This is a genomic window from Shinella sp. NM-101 (assembly GCF_021401195.1).
GTDB lineage: Bacteria > Pseudomonadota > Alphaproteobacteria > Rhizobiales > Rhizobiaceae > Shinella.
On sequence record NZ_JACBFT010000004.1, the window covers coordinates 172,005 to 186,167 of the forward strand.

The window sequence follows — 14,163 nt, forward strand, 5'->3', positions numbered from 1 at the left end:
GTCTCAGTCCTTTCCGAGGATGCCCTGCGGCCGCAGCGCGAGGATGATGAGGAAGACGAGATGGCCGGCGAGGATGCCGAAGCCGGGATCGATGCGGAAGCCGATCGACTGGCTGATGCCGAGCACCATGGCGCCGATGAACGCCCCCCAGATCGAGCCCATGCCGCCGATGATGACGGCCTCGAAGGCATAGATGAGCTGGAAGGCGCCGTCGGCCGGCGATACCGTCGAGCGCATCGACTGGAAGACGGCCGCAAAGCCGAGGATGCCGACGGCGAGCGCCGTCGCGCCGGCATAGACCGCCTTGGGATCGACGCCGGTCATCGCCGCGGCTTCCACGTCGGCGGCGGCCGCGCGCAGCGACCGCCCGAAGCGGGTATATTGCATCGTGGTCGCCAGCGCCGCCGTCAGCACGGTGGCCGTGAAGAGGACGATGACGGGCAGCACGCCGACGAAGAGCGGCCCGAGCTGGAAGGAGGCTTGAGCGAGGCCGTCGCTCGGCAGCGAGCGCGTATCGGCCGACCAGACCTGCAGCATCGCGTTCTGCAGCGCGATCGACAGGCCGAAGGTGGCGATCAGCGAGGGCAGCGGGTCGGCGCCGACGACGCGGTTGAGGATCAGCCGCTGCAGGATGACACCGATGATGCCGCCGAGCGCGACGAGCACCACCAGCACCGACCAGGGGCCGAGGCCGAAGGTCGAGGCGAGGCTGATGCCGACCAGCGCCAGCAGGATCATCAGGTCGCCATGGGTGATGTTGACGACGCGCATGACGCCGAACATCAGCGCCATGCCGAGGGCGTATTGCGCATAGAGGCCGCCGAGAAGAACGCCCTGGACGAGACCGTCAAGCCACTGCATGGGATGCTCCGAAATAGGCTTCGCCGATCGCCTCGCGGGACATGTCCGCGGAACGGCCGGTCAGCGTCACGCGGCCCTCCAGCATGCAGTAGAGCCGGTCCGAGGCGGACTTGGCGAGGCCGACATCCTGCTCGACCAGCACGATGGCCGTGCCGTTGGCCGAGATCGACGGGATGGACTGGTAGATTTCCTTGACCACCTTCGGGGCGAGGCCGAGGCTGATCTCGTCGCACAGCAGAAGGCGCGGCTGGTTGAGCAGCGCGCGGCCGATCGCCACCATCTGCTGCTGGCCGCCGGAAAGCGACTGGACCGGCACGGCCTGCTTTTCCTTGAGGATCGGGAACAGCGCATGGATGCGCTCGATCGTCCAGGCGTCGCCACGGCCGGGGGCGGCATGGTCGATGGCCACGCGCAGATTGTCGAGAACCGACATGCCGGCAAACAGCCGGCGGCCCTCCGGCACGATCGCCACGCCGTCTGCCACCATGCTGTGCGGCCGGCTGCCTCCGACCGGCCGGCCGTCGAGCCGCACCATGTCGGGCGCGACCCTGATCAGCCCCATGACCGATTTCAAAAGCGTCGACTTGCCGGCGCCGTTGGCGCCGATCAGGGCGACGACCTCGCCCTCGGCGACCTCCAGATCGACGCCGTAGAGCGCCTGGAAGTCGCCATAGCGGGCCTTGAGGTCGTGGGTGGAGAGAAGCGTCTTTCCCGTCATGCCTCGATCCCCATATAGACGCGCCGCACTTCCGGGTCCTTGATGACGTCGTCCGGCAGCCCCTCGGCGATCTTCTCGCCGAAGTTCAGCACCATGATCCGGTCGGCCACGGCGAGGAGCGCGTGCAGGACATGCTCGATCCAGACGATGGTGACGCCGCGGTCGCGGATGCGGCGGATGAGTTGCACGAGCGCCTTGCCCTCCTCGTCGGTCAGGCCGCCGGCGATTTCGTCGAGCAGCAGCAGGCTCGGGCTGGAGGCGAGCGCGCGGGCCAGCTCCAGCCGCTTGCGGTCGAGCAGCGTCAGCGATCCGGCCGAGCGGTTGGCCTTGTCGGCGAGCTCGCAGTCGCGCAGGATCTGCGCGCAGAGCGCATAGCTCTGGGCCTCGGTGCGCCCGCCGCCGAAGGTGGCGGCCACGAGGAGGTTTTCGAAGGTGGACATGCCGACATAGGGCCGGGGAATCTGGTAGGTGCGGCCGATGCCGATCTTGCAGCGCGAATAGGGCGGCTGGCCGACCAGGCGCTCGCCGGCGAAGACGAGCTCGCCGGCATCGTTCCTGAGGTCGCCGCTGATCAGGTTGAACAGCGTGGTCTTGCCCGCCCCGTTGGGGCCGAGGATGCCCAGCACCTCGCCGCGCCGGACATCGAAGCTGATGTCGTGCAGAACGGGGAGGGCGCCGAAGGATTTGCTCAATCCCCTCGCTTCCAGCAATATGCCGTCCAATCGATCCTCCGCTCCGGGCCGCGACAGGCGCCTTCACGCGCCGCCGGGCCGGTCTTCACATGCATTCGTATGGTTTTGCGGATGGCCGGGCGGCGGGCCGCCCGGCACGATGTCCGATCCGCCAGGCTCAGCCCGCCCAGGGGATCACCTTCATCGTCTGCTCGGGCTCGAACAGCTTGTTGACGGTGTTGTCGACGATCTTCAGGTCGTAGGGCCACGTCTCGCCCTTGACCCACTGGCCGCCGAAGATCGGCGTCGTCGAGACGTTCTTGTGCGGCCCGCTGGAGAAATCGACCTTGCCGATCAGCGTGTCGATCCTGGTCTCGACCATGGCGTCGCGGATCGAGGTACGGTCGAGCGGGTTGGCGGCGCGCTTGAGGATGTCGAGCGCCACCTCCCAGATCGCATGGCTGTAGCCGAGCGGCTGCGTCCACTGCTTCTTGGTCTCGCTCTCCCACTGGTCGGCGATCTCGCGGCTCACCTGGCCCGTCAGCGTCGACTTGAAGGGGAAGGCGGGCGTCCACCAGACTTCCGACGACATGCCGTCGCCGAGCGGCCCGAGCGCCTGCACGCCGCCGGGGAAGAGCAGCGCGGCCGCCACGGTGACGGCCTTGGGTTTGTAGCCCTGCTGGGCGCACTGGTTGATGAAGGTCTTGAGGTCGTCGGGATAGGTGATGCCGCCGACGATTTCGCAGCCGGCGTTCTTGAAGGCGGCGATCTGCGCCGAATAGTCGTTGGTGCGCGGCTGGAAGAAGCCGGGGACCGTGATCTCGAAGCCGGCCTTCTGGGTCGGCGCGGGCAGGCCGTAGTCGTTGTTGCCCCAGGTCTCGCCGTCGGCGTTCTGCGGGAACAGCATGCCGACCTTGCGGTTGGTGTCGAGCGTGTTCCACAGGCCGACGAAGGTGTTGAGCGCCTCGTCGAGGCCCCAGAAGAAGTGATAGGTCCAGTTGAACGGCTCGTTCTGGCCGCCGCGCGGGAAGATCACCGCCTGCCAGGGCGCGCCGGTCGAAAGGCACGGGCATTCGTTAAGCTCGGCCTGGTCGGCCGCGGGGCTGACGGTGTCGGTCGTCGAGGCGGGCAAAAGCAGGTGCACGCCGTCGTTCAGGATCAGGTCGCCGGCGACTTCGGCGGCGCGGTTGGGATCGGACTGGCTGTCGCGGATCAGGATCTCGACATCGAACCTGCCGGCGGCGGTCTCGAGGCCGTCCTTCAGCATGGCCTTGACCTTCTGGGCCGCCCAGCCGTCGGTCTCGCCGAACAGGGCGAGGGGGCCGGTCGTCGGCGTCACGAAGCCGAGCTTGATCGTGCCGGCCGACTGGGCCCTGGCGATCATCGGTGCGCCGAGCACCGAGGCGGCAAGTCCGGCACCCATGCCCTTCAGCACGGTCCGGCGGGATGGCTGCGCAAAATTCGTCTTCAGGTCCACCTTGGTCTCCTCCCTCTGGTGTTCTTGTCGTCTTGACGCGCATGCGGTGACGGCAGGTCCTCCCCGACCCGGCCGTCGCCTTACTTGATGCGGTTCATCGACCCGCCGTCGATCACCAGCTGGCTGCCGGTGACGTAGGACGAGCAGGGCGAGGCGAGATAAAGCGCCAGGCCCTTGATGTCCTCGGTGCTGCCGATCCGGCCGATCAGCGACTGCTCCTCGAAGGCCTTGCGGTCGGCGGGGATCTTCAGCCGGCCGCCGGCGATGTTGGTCATGAAGGGGCCGGGCGAGATGCAGTTGATGAGGATGCCGAACATGCCCAGCTCCATCGCCATCTGCCGGACGAAATGGTCGACGCCCGCCTTGGCCGGCATGTAGGGCGTGCCCACGATCGCCTCGTTGATCTGGCCGGCGATGGAGGAGGTGACGATGATCCGCCCGCCCCCTGTCGCCTTCATGTGGCGCGCGGAATGCTTGACCGTGGTGTAGACGGACGAGAGGTTGACCTCGATGACCCGGTCCCAGTGGTGGTCGTCGAGCACGTCGATCGCCCCTTCCGGAATGCGCTCGCCGGTCGTCGAGAGGAAGCCCGGCCCGGCGTCGATGCCGGCATTGGCGAAGACCACGTCGATCCGCCCGTGGCGTTCGGCCACGGCATCGAAGGCTTCCTTCATGCGCAGACGGTCGGCCACATCGACCACCTGCCCCCACACATCGCCGCCACCGGCCTTCAGCTCCGCCACGACGCTGTCGAGCGTTGCCGGGTTGAGGTCGAAAATACAGACCCGCGCGCCATTGTCCGCCATGACCTCGGCATAGGCGCGGCCGATACCGCTGGCGCCGCCGGTGACGATGACCGATTTGTCGCGAACGTCGAACATCTCCTGCAATGTCGCCATTCTTGTCCTCCCGATTGAAGAGAGGCTAGCAGCGGTGGACACCCGATTTAATGATTTTTCTCAAATTTAATATGTCGTTTCGTTATATTGGAAACCGTATTCATCGATGGTTTCACGGCCGGGGGCTTGCCGCGAATTTTCCGGTTTGGCCATCCTTGCATGAATGCGTGAAGCCGCCGCCCTATGGAGGCGGGACCTATCCTCGCGATCCGCCTGGAGCGGGCTTGTTGGGGGATGGAAATCGGCTAGACTGGCGGGAAGGGTGACGGATCGCGCGTCGCGGCGACGAGGGAGTGTTGTCTTGGGGTTTCGTTTCGGGGGTAAATACGGTCATCTCGACCATGGCGGCGCCTGCCCGTGTCACAATCCGCAGGCGCAGAAGCTTTTCGCGCGCATCAACGCCGGTATCTCGCGCCGGTCCGTGCTGAAGGGCATCGCGGCCAGCCTCGCCGCTCCGGCGCTCGGTGCGGTCAGCCCGGCTTTCGCGCAGGCATCCGCAAGGCCGCTACTGCTTCGCAATGTCGGCATATTCGACGGAACCGGCAGCGCGTTGATACACGGGCAGGGCGTGCTTGTCGAAGGCGACCGCATCAAGTCGCTGGTTCCGGCCGCCGATGCCGTTTCCGACGCCGAGGTGATCGACTGCGGCGGGCGCACGCTGATGCCCGGCATGATCGATGCCCACTGGCATTCCATCCTCGCCGCCATTTCGCAAGTCGTGGCCATGACCGCCGATGTGCCCTATGTGCATCTCGTTGCCGCGCAGGAGGCCGAGCGGACCGTTCTTCGCGGCTTCACGACGGTGCGCGATGTCGGCGGCCCGTCCTTTGCCCTGAAGAGGGCGATCGACGAGAGGCGTATCGCCGGCCCCCGCATCTATCCGTCCGGCGCCATGATCTCGCAGACCTCGGGGCATGGCGATTTCCGCATGCGCACGGAGCTGCCGCGCGCGCCGCAGACCGATCTCAGCGGGGCCGAGCAGGCGGGCATCTCCGCCATCGCGGATGGCGAGGCAGAAGTGCTGCGCCGTGTGCGCGAGCAACTCATGCTCGGCGCCAGCCAGATCAAGATCATGGGCGGCGGCGGGGTATCGTCGTCGTTCGACCCGATCGATTCCCTCCAGTATACCGAGGCCGAGATGAAGGCGGCCGTGGCGGCGGCGGCGGACTGGGGCACCTATGTCTGCATCCACGCCTATACCTCCGCGGCCGTTCGCCGGGCGCTCGCGTGCGGCGTCAAGTCGATCGAGCACGGCCAGCTGGTCGACGAGGAGACGGTCAAGCGCATGGTGGACGCCGATGCGTGGTGGAGCATCCAGCCTTTCCTGGCGGACGAGGATGCCAATGTAAAACCGTCGCCGGAGCAACGTGCCCAGCAGGAACAGATCGCCGAGGGCACGGTCCGCGCCATCGAGCTCGGCAAGCAGCACAAGGTGAAGATGGCGCTCGGCACGGACATCCTGTTCAGCCCGACCGGAACGGCGAGCCAGGGCCGCCAGCTCGCGAAGTTCGCCCGCTGGTACGACAATGCCGAGGTGCTGCGCATGCTGACCAGCGGCAATGCCGACCTCATGGGGCTCTCGGGGCCGCGCAATCCCTATCCGGCAAAGCTCGGCCGCATCGAAGCGGGTGCCTATGCGGATCTGCTGGTCGTCGACGGCGATCCGCTCCAGGACATTTCGCTGATTGCCGATCCGGAACGGACGCTGGCGCTGGTGATGAAGGACGGGCGTGTTCACAGGAATACGTTGCCGGCTTGAAGGGCGGGGGAACTTCCTTGAAGAGATATTTTGCTGCAGTCATTCTGGCGCTGTGCGCGGCCCATGCCGCCCACGCCGACGACGCTGTCACAGGAGGCGCTTCCGGCCCGGCGGCGGAGGGGCATCCGGACTGGGCGCTACAGGTCACGCCCTATATGTGGGCGGCCGGCCTCGAGGGGAACATATCGCCGTTCCGTCGCGCGCCGACGCTTCACGTCGAGAAGTCGTTCTCCGATGTGATGGACGACCTCAATTTCGGCGGCTTCGTCAATGTCTGGGGGCGTTACGACCGCTTCGTTCTTTCCGGCGACATCATGTATGTCGACACGACGGACAGCCACGCGACCGGTCCGCTGCCGGCGCTGCAGATTCCGGGCATCGGCACGATACCTCCCGGCGCGAGCGTCGATGCCAATGTCGACACGACGCAGTTCACGGCGACGCTCCAGGGCGGCTACCGCGTCCTCGACACGCCGGAATTTTCCCTGGATGCGCTCGGCGGCGCGCGCTTCTGGTACATTTCCAACGACGTTTCGGTGACGGCAAGCCATATTTCCATCGGCACGGTCTCCGCGAGCCACGACGAAAGCTTCGGCTGGGTGGACCCGGTCATCGGTGCGCGGTTCTTCATCAACCTCACGGACAAGCTCTCCGTGCAGGGGCAGGTGGACATAGGCGGCTTCGGCGTCGGATCCGACCTCACATGGTCGGCGCTGGCGACGGTGAACTACACGTTCACGCAGAACCTCTCCGCCTCGGCCGGCTACAAGGTGCTGGATGTCGACTACAAGCACGACGGCCATGTCTTCGACACCCGGCTTTCCGGCCCGGTGCTGGGGCTGACGTACCGGTTCTAGTCCCCGATCCAGGGCTGTGTCGCGATTGCACCGACGCTTCAACCTCCCGCGGCATTTTCAAACGCGCGGGGGCGACCGTCAGGGACCGTCTTGCGCAAGCGGCATGGATTTGATGCCGATATGCTCGTGCAACAGCGCGACGGCACGGTCCTCGTCCCGGTCGAGGGCGGCGTCCATCAGCAGGGTATGGTGGTCGATCGTCGAGGTCGAACGCAGTATGGCCATCAGCGCTGCATCCGCGCGCGCATCCGACAGAACACCCTTGCCCAGCACGATCAGGCGCTGGTGCCGGCGAACCTGCCCATGCAACTGTTCGAGGAAGCGGCGCAGCCAGCGGCTATGGCTTCCTCCGACAAGGCGAAGATGGAAATCCTGGTGGGCGGCTTCGAATTCCTCGTAGGCCGCTTCCGGCATGCCCTGCTCCAGGGCCGGCGCCCGCGACAGGGCCCGGTGTGCCAGCAGGACGTCCTTCTGCCATTCGTCGTCGCCGGTCCTGATGGATTCCCGCAGAAGCTGGGATTCGATGACCAGCCGCGCATTCTGGATGTCCTGGAGTTCGGCATAGCTGGCGCCCGAAACCCGGTAACCGCGATTGCGCGCCGAGGTCACGAGATTCTCGCCCTCGAGCCGTGAAAGCGAATCCCGCAACGGCGTCCAGCCGAAGCCGTAACGTGCTTCAAGCGCGGAAACGGTCAGCGGCTCCCCCGGCAGGAGCACTCCCGCCAGGATGTCGCGCTTCAAGGCCTCATAGGCCTGATCTGTCTTGGACATCTTTCACCTGCCTTCCCACCCCCGGTCGACGGTCCTCGGGGCGGTCAACGAATCTCGATCCAAATTTATATATAATCATCAAATAGATATGCCAATTATATTTTATATTGACATTTTTTGGATATTATATTTTATTTTAAGGGCATGGAGGAGAGGCCACCGCGCCATGCGGCGCCGGGCCGAACGATCAAAAATCAAACAAAACAGCGGGAACGATTATGAAAACAATCCTCAGGACCCTTTTGCTGGGATCCGTCGTCGTGGCGGCGGCGCCGGCCATAGCCAAAGACATCAAGATCGGCATTCTCTTCGGCTTCACCGGCCCGATCGAATCGCTGACCCCGCCGATGGCGGACGGCGCCGAACTGGCGATGAAGGAGGTCTCCGACAGCCATCTGCTGCTTGGCGGCGACAGCGTGGTGCCGGTACGCGGCGACAGCACCTGCACCGATGCGTCGGCGGCAACGGCCGCTGCGGAACGGCTGGTGACGGTCGACAGGATCGTGGCGCTCGTCGGTGCCGACTGCTCGGGCGTCACCACCGCCGTGCTGAACAACGTGGCGATCCCGAACGATCTTCTGATGATTTCGCCGTCCGCGACGTCTCCCGCTCTTGCGGCCGATACCGACAAGGGCCTGTTCTTCCGCACGGCGCCTTCGGATTCGCGCCAGGGCGAGCTCTTGTCCAGGGTGTTGATCGATCGGGGGATCAAGGCCGTCGCCGTGACCTACACCAACAACGACTACGGCAAGGGCTTCGCCGATTCCTTCGTCGCCGCCTACAAGGCGGCCGGCGGCACGGTGACGCTGGTTGCCCCGCATGAGGACGGCAAGGCGGACTATTCGGCGGAGGTCTCGGCACTGTCGGTGGCAGGCGGCGATACGCTCGTGGTTCTGGGCTATTCCGACCAGGGCGGCCACGGCATCATCAAGGCATCGCTCGACAGCGGCGCCTTCGACAGCTTTGCCGTCGGCGACGGCATGCATTCCGAAAAGCTCACCGCCGATTTCGGCCCGGACCTGAAGATCTTCGGCACCGTGCCGTGGACGGTGGGCGACGGCGCGGCGAAATTCGCCGCCCTGGCCAAGGCCGCCGGCAAGAACGCCGACAGCTCGTTCGTGCGCGAATCCTACGATGCGACGGCGCTGATCCTGCTGGCGATCCAGAAGGCCGGCGATCCGGCCAAGGCGGCAGGGCACATCATGGAGGTCGCCAATGGCCCGGGTGAGAAGATCTATCCCGGCGAGCTGGCCAAGGCGCTCAAGATCCTCAAGGACGGCGGCAGCATCGACTATGTCGGCGCCTCGGACGTGCAGATGATCGGCACCGGCGAAAGCGCGGGCAGCTACCGCGAGTTCGAGAACAGGGGCGGCAAGTTCGAAACCGTCCGCATGCTGACGGCCGAATGAGGCCGGGTGCGGGCCGCCCTGCGCGGTCCCGCGCCCTTCGGGGGGAATCCAGTCATGGGAAAAGCCGACACGCCGCCGGACTTGCTGGTGGTCGAGGACCTCGGCATCGCCTTCGGCGGCCTGAAGGCCGTCGACAGGATGTCGATGACCATCGCGAAGGGCAGCATCGCCGGGCTGATCGGCCCGAACGGTGCGGGTAAATCCACGCTCTTCAATCTGATCGCGGGATACCATCGCCCCGATTCCGGGCGCGTCCTGCTGGAAGGCGACGACATCACGGGCAAGCCGCCGCATATCCTGTTCGGCAGGGGGCTGCTGCGCACGTTCCAGATCGCGCGCGAATTCTCGACGCTCACCGTGCGGGAGAACCTGATGATGGTGCCGGCGGGCCAGGCCGGGGAAACCTTCCTCGGGGCCTGGCTGCATCCGGCCAGGGTGCGCGCGCAAGAGCGGGCCTTGCGGGAGAAGGCCGACGGGATTCTCGAATTCCTGGAGATAATCCATGTCGCCGACCTGCCGGCGGGCAGCCTTTCCGGCGGTCAGAAAAAGCTCCTGGAGCTCGGCCGCACGATGATGGCGGAGCCGAAGATCGTCTTTCTCGACGAGGTCGGCGCCGGCGTGAACCGGACGCTGCTCTACAATATCGCCACCGCGATCCGCCGCCTCAATCGCGAGCGCGGCTACACTTTCTGCCTTGTCGAGCACGACATGCAGTTCATCGCCGAGCTCTGCGACGACGTGACCTGCATGGCCGAGGGCAAGGCGCTGGCCCGCGGCTCGGTCGCCGACATCCTCGGCAACGAGCGGGTGATCGAGGCCTATCTTGGACGCGGGCGCGCCGCGAAAGGCACGGGTGTGGCATGAGCTATCTGAAGGCGGAGGCGCTCGTGGGCGGCTATGGCGGCGCGACGATCCTCAACGGCTGCACGATCGAGGTGGACCGGGGCCGGATCGCGGTCATCGTCGGTCCGAACGGTGCGGGAAAATCCACCGCGATGAAGGCGATACTGGGCTTGCTCCGGCTCACCTCGGGCCGGGTGCTGCTGGACGCGCGCGATATCACGGCCCTGCCGACCCAGGCGCGCATCAGCGCCGGCATGGCCTTCGTGCCGCAGACCGACAATGTCTTTCCCTCCCTCAGCGTGTTCGAAAACCTCCAGATGGGCGCGCTGCTGCGCAGGGATCCGATCGAGGGGACGCTGGAGGAGATATTTTCCCTCTTCCCGATCCTCGCCGAGAAGCGGAACCAGCTTGCCGGCCAGCTATCCGGCGGCCAGCGCCAGCAGCTTGCCGTCGGGCGGGCGCTCATGACGCGCCCCTCCGTCCTCCTGCTCGACGAGCCGACGGCCGGGGTGAGCCCGAACGTCATGGACGAGCTTTTCGACAAGATCACCCGCATCGCCGCCCAGGGCCTCGCCGTCCTGATGGTGGAGCAGAACGCGGCCGGCGCGCTGGAAATCGCCGATACGGGTTACGTGCTGGTGCATGGCGCGAACCGCTTCACCGGGGCCGGTCGGGATCTCCTCAACGATCCCGACACCCGCCGCAGCTTTCTGGGTGGACGCAAATGACGGATATTCTCAACGCCCTGGTCCATCTGGCGAGCATGCTCCTGCTTCCCGGCCTCGCCTATGGCAGCCAGCTCGCCTTCGGCGCGCTCGGTGTAACGCTGATCTTCGGCGTGCTGCGCTTCTCGAATTTCGCGCATGCCGAGGGCATGTCGCTCGGAACGGCCGTCTGCATCCTCTTCACCCTGTGGCTGCAGGGCAGGGGCATCGCGCTCGGTCCCCTGCCGACGGCGCTCATCGGCATGTTGCTGGCCATTCCGGTCATGGCGCTGGTCTTCATCGGCACCGACCAGGCCCTCTATCGGCACTTCCGCCGCATCAATGCCCGGCCTGAAGTGTTCATGATCGTCTCGGCGGGCGTCATGCTGATCATGAACGGCGCGATCCGTCTGATCATCGGTCCGAACGGTCGCGATTTCGAGGATGGCGAGCGCTTCATCGTCACGGCCAGGGGATTTCGCGAATGGTCCGGCCTGGCCGAGCCCCTCGTCGTGAAGACGTCGCAGGCGATGACCATAGCCCTGGCGCTGGCGGTCGGGGTCGCACTGTTCCTGTTCCTCAACAGGACGCGTTCGGGACGCTCGATGCGCGCCTATGCCGACAATCGCAACCTCGCCCTGCTGTCGGGGGTGGATCCGGACCGCATCGTGCGGCTGACCTGGATCCTCGTCGCCGTGCTCTCGGTCACCGGAGGCGTGCTGTTCGGCCTGGACAAGGGGTATCGCCCGTTCGTCTATCAACAGCTTCTGCTGCCGATGTTCGCGGCCGCCGTGGTGGGCGGGCTCGGCAGCCCCCTCGGCGCCATCGCCGGATCGATGATCGTCGCCTTTTCGGAACTGGCGCTCACCTTCGCCTGGAAGAAGGTGCTGGGCTATCTGTTGCCCGCGGCATGGGCGCCCGAGGGAATGATGCAGTTCCTCTCGACGGAATACAAGTTCGCCGTCTCCTTCCTGATCCTCGTCGTCGTCCTGCTCGTCCGGCCTGCGGGACTGTTTGGAAAGCCCGTGAAATGAACCGCCGCACGACGCTTCTCTACGCTGCCATGGCGGCGGTGCTCCTGTCGGTCGCCCTGCTGCAAAGCTGGCAACTGGCGCTCACCATCCTCAACCTCTGCCTGATCTCCGCGGTGATGGCGCTGGGCGTCAACGTGCAATGGGGCGTCGCCGGCATGTTCAATGTCGGCACGATGGGCTCGGCCGCCATCGGCGGGCTGGCGGTCGTGTTGGTTTCGGCTCCCCCGGTGCGCGCGGCGTGGGCGGAGGGCGGCGCGGGCCTCTTCTCCAGCGCGTCGATCCTGGTTCTGACGGCCGCCGTCGCCCTGGCGCTATGGCGGTGGCTCGGCTCCCGGCCCGCGCTGCGCGGGGCGGCGGTCGCGGCGGTCCTGTTTTTCGGCTTCCTGCTGGCACAGCACTGGTTCCTGCCCGCGACGGCCGCGATCGAGGCGGTCGATGCGGCAAGCGCCGGCTATCTCGGCGGGCTCGGCCTGCCGGTGGCGCTGTCCTGGCTGGTCGGCGGGGTGTTTGCCGGGCTGCTCGCATGGCCGGTCGGCCGGCTGACCGCCGGGCTGCGCTCCGACTATCTCGCCGTGGCGACCTTCGGCATTTCCGAGATCGTTCTGGCGGTCCTGCGCAACGAGGAATGGCTGGCGCGCGGCGTGAAGAACGTGACCGGCCTGCCGCGTCCGGTGCCCTATGAGAGCGATCTCCAGGCGGCCGGCTGGGTCCAGTCGCTTGCCCTGTGGCTGGGATTGCCGCTCCGCGACCTGGCGTCGATCCTGGTGAAACTGGCGTATACCGCGTGGTTCCTCGCCGTTCTCGTGGTCATCTTCTGGCTTCTGGAGCGCCTTGGCCGCGCGCCATGGGGCCGAATGATGCGCGCCATCCGCGACAATGAGGAAGCCGCCCGCGCAATGGGCAAGGATGTCGCGCGCCGTCATCTCCAGGCCTTCGTGCTCGGCTCGGCCATCGTCGGCATCGGCGGCGCGATGCTGGTCACCCTGGACGGCCAGTTCACCGCCGGCGCCTACCAGCCGCTCCGCTACACCTTCCTGATCTGGGTGATGGTGATCATCGGCGGCGCCGGCAACCATCGGGGCGCGGTCTATGGCGCGTTCCTGATCTGGTTCGTATGGGTTCAGGCGGAAACGGCAGGTCTGTGGATCGCCGGTACGGCGTCGGCGCTCCTTGCCCCCGACAACCCCCTTCGCGCCGCGTTCGAACAAAGTCCGGCCCAGCTTCGCTATGTGGTGATGGGCCTCATCCTGGTCTTCGTGATGCGTTTCGCGCCGCGTGGACTGATCCCCGAAGAAACACCGGAGCCCCAGAAATGACAGCCACCGATCTCCTCGCTCCTTTCGACCTGACGGGACGCGTCGCCCTTGTCACCGGCGGCACCGGGGGAATAGGGCGCGCCTGCGTCGAGCGCCTGCAAGCCTATGGCGCGACCGTGGCGCTGACCTGCGTCGACGGCGTCGAGGATCCCGCCGCCGTCCTCGGCGCATTCGACGGGCCGCAGGGCCTGACGGCCCATGCCCTCGACCTGCGCGACGTCGCCTCGATCCGGCGCTGCATCGCCTCGGTGCTCGATGCGCATGGCCGCATCGACATGCTGGTGAACAACGCCGCGGTCGGCTCGGCCACGGTCGCCAACTGGTCGGGCGATGCCGACGAGCAGGACAGCCTTATGCTGGCGATCAACGCGGACGGCACGCTGAAGATGTGCCGGGAATTTCTCGACGCCCCCGGCGGGCCGGAGCGCAAGCTGATCAATATCAGTTCGGTCGGCGGCGGCATCACCGCCTTTCCCGGCTTCCGCCTGTCGGACGGGATGAGCAAGGCGGCTGTCGCCTTCCTGACGCGGCAGCTCGCCGCCGAGACGGTGCACGGGGACGTCGACGTGTTCGCCGTCTGCCCCGGCGCCACCGACACGCCGATGTTCCAGGCCAGCACGCTGTCGAAGCTCGGGTCCGGCGAACGCACGGCCTTCCTTGCCCGCCTGCCGAAGGGGCGCCTGATCGAACTGCGGGAGATCGCCGCCATCGTGCATTTCCTCGCCAGCCCTTCCGCCCGCGTCCTGCATGGCGCGATCCTCGACGCCTCCATGGGCCTCGGCGTGCGACCCGGCCTGATGTCGGAATATGGCGGCCATTGAGCGCCGCGAGAAACAGGAGCAGC

Annotated in this window: 14 protein-coding genes; 8 read left to right on the forward strand and 6 right to left on the reverse strand. The window is 66.4% G+C overall.

What is annotated here, in order from left to right:
* Positions 1-3: 3 nt before the first annotated feature.
* From L0976_RS10180 to L0976_RS10200, 5 genes are all read right to left on the reverse strand, one after another.
* Complete coding sequence (locus tag L0976_RS10180; protein ID WP_203320200.1) at positions 4-861, reverse strand: branched-chain amino acid ABC transporter permease; 858 nt, start codon at positions 859-861, stop codon at positions 4-6.
* Positions 848-1,579 (reverse strand): ABC transporter ATP-binding protein, encoded by a 732-nt coding sequence (locus tag L0976_RS10185; RefSeq protein ID WP_203320201.1) that lies wholly within the window; start codon positions 1,577-1,579, stop codon positions 848-850. The genes L0976_RS10180 and L0976_RS10185 overlap by 14 nt, the downstream gene beginning before the upstream one ends.
* On the reverse strand, positions 1,576-2,271 hold the full coding sequence (locus L0976_RS10190; RefSeq protein ID WP_233290859.1) for an ABC transporter ATP-binding protein: 696 nt from the start codon (positions 2,269-2,271) through the stop codon (positions 1,576-1,578). The genes L0976_RS10185 and L0976_RS10190 overlap by 4 nt, the downstream gene beginning before the upstream one ends.
* 157 nt (positions 2,272-2,428) lie before the next feature.
* Positions 2,429-3,727 (reverse strand): ABC transporter substrate-binding protein, encoded by a 1,299-nt coding sequence (locus L0976_RS10195; RefSeq protein ID WP_203320203.1) that lies wholly within the window; start codon positions 3,725-3,727, stop codon positions 2,429-2,431.
* Between the two features lie 80 nt (positions 3,728-3,807).
* Positions 3,808-4,626: an SDR family NAD(P)-dependent oxidoreductase gene (locus tag L0976_RS10200; RefSeq protein WP_234187195.1), complete on the reverse strand. Its 819-nt coding sequence runs from the start codon at positions 4,624-4,626 to the stop codon at positions 3,808-3,810.
* A gap of 301 nt (positions 4,627-4,927) precedes the next feature.
* Here L0976_RS10200 and L0976_RS10205 point away from each other — a divergent pair, with 301 nt between their 5' ends.
* Both L0976_RS10205 and L0976_RS10210 read left to right on the forward strand, forming a co-directional pair.
* Complete coding sequence (locus L0976_RS10205) at positions 4,928-6,385, forward strand: amidohydrolase family protein (RefSeq protein ID WP_234187196.1); 1,458 nt, start codon at positions 4,928-4,930, stop codon at positions 6,383-6,385.
* Between the two features lie 17 nt (positions 6,386-6,402).
* Entirely contained in the window at positions 6,403-7,242 is an 840-nt protein-coding gene (locus L0976_RS10210; RefSeq protein ID WP_234187197.1) for a hypothetical protein, read from the forward strand.
* A 78-nt stretch (positions 7,243-7,320) separates the two neighbouring features.
* Here L0976_RS10210 and L0976_RS10215 read toward each other — a convergent pair whose 3' ends face one another.
* The gene (locus tag L0976_RS10215) at positions 7,321-8,013 is read right to left on the reverse strand and encodes a GntR family transcriptional regulator (RefSeq protein ID WP_234187198.1); all 693 of its coding nucleotides are present in this window, start codon (positions 8,011-8,013) and stop codon (positions 7,321-7,323) included.
* A 218-nt stretch (positions 8,014-8,231) separates the two neighbouring features.
* On the opposite strand from L0976_RS10215, the gene L0976_RS10220 reads away from it, so the two are divergent.
* The 6 genes from L0976_RS10220 to L0976_RS10245 are packed head-to-tail and all read left to right on the forward strand — an operon-like array spanning position 8,232 to position 14,140.
* Complete coding sequence (locus L0976_RS10220; protein ID WP_234187199.1) at positions 8,232-9,422, forward strand: ABC transporter substrate-binding protein; 1,191 nt, start codon at positions 8,232-8,234, stop codon at positions 9,420-9,422.
* Between the two features lie 54 nt (positions 9,423-9,476).
* Positions 9,477-10,286 (forward strand): ABC transporter ATP-binding protein, encoded by an 810-nt coding sequence (locus tag L0976_RS10225; protein ID WP_234187200.1) that lies wholly within the window; start codon positions 9,477-9,479, stop codon positions 10,284-10,286.
* Complete coding sequence (locus L0976_RS10230) at positions 10,283-10,993, forward strand: ABC transporter ATP-binding protein (RefSeq protein ID WP_234187201.1); 711 nt, start codon at positions 10,283-10,285, stop codon at positions 10,991-10,993. The genes L0976_RS10225 and L0976_RS10230 overlap by 4 nt, the downstream gene beginning before the upstream one ends.
* Positions 10,990-12,003: a branched-chain amino acid ABC transporter permease gene (locus L0976_RS10235; protein WP_203320208.1), complete on the forward strand. Its 1,014-nt coding sequence runs from the start codon at positions 10,990-10,992 to the stop codon at positions 12,001-12,003. The genes L0976_RS10230 and L0976_RS10235 overlap by 4 nt, the downstream gene beginning before the upstream one ends.
* Positions 12,000-13,319 carry a branched-chain amino acid ABC transporter permease gene (locus tag L0976_RS10240; RefSeq protein ID WP_203320209.1) on the forward strand — a complete coding sequence of 440 codons (1,320 nt, stop codon included), beginning with the start codon at positions 12,000-12,002 and terminating at the stop codon, positions 13,317-13,319. The genes L0976_RS10235 and L0976_RS10240 overlap by 4 nt, the downstream gene beginning before the upstream one ends.
* Positions 13,316-14,140, forward strand: coding sequence for an SDR family NAD(P)-dependent oxidoreductase (locus L0976_RS10245; protein ID WP_234187202.1), 825 nt, complete (start codon positions 13,316-13,318; stop codon positions 14,138-14,140). The genes L0976_RS10240 and L0976_RS10245 overlap by 4 nt, the downstream gene beginning before the upstream one ends.
* The last annotated feature ends 23 nt before the right edge of the window (positions 14,141-14,163 follow it).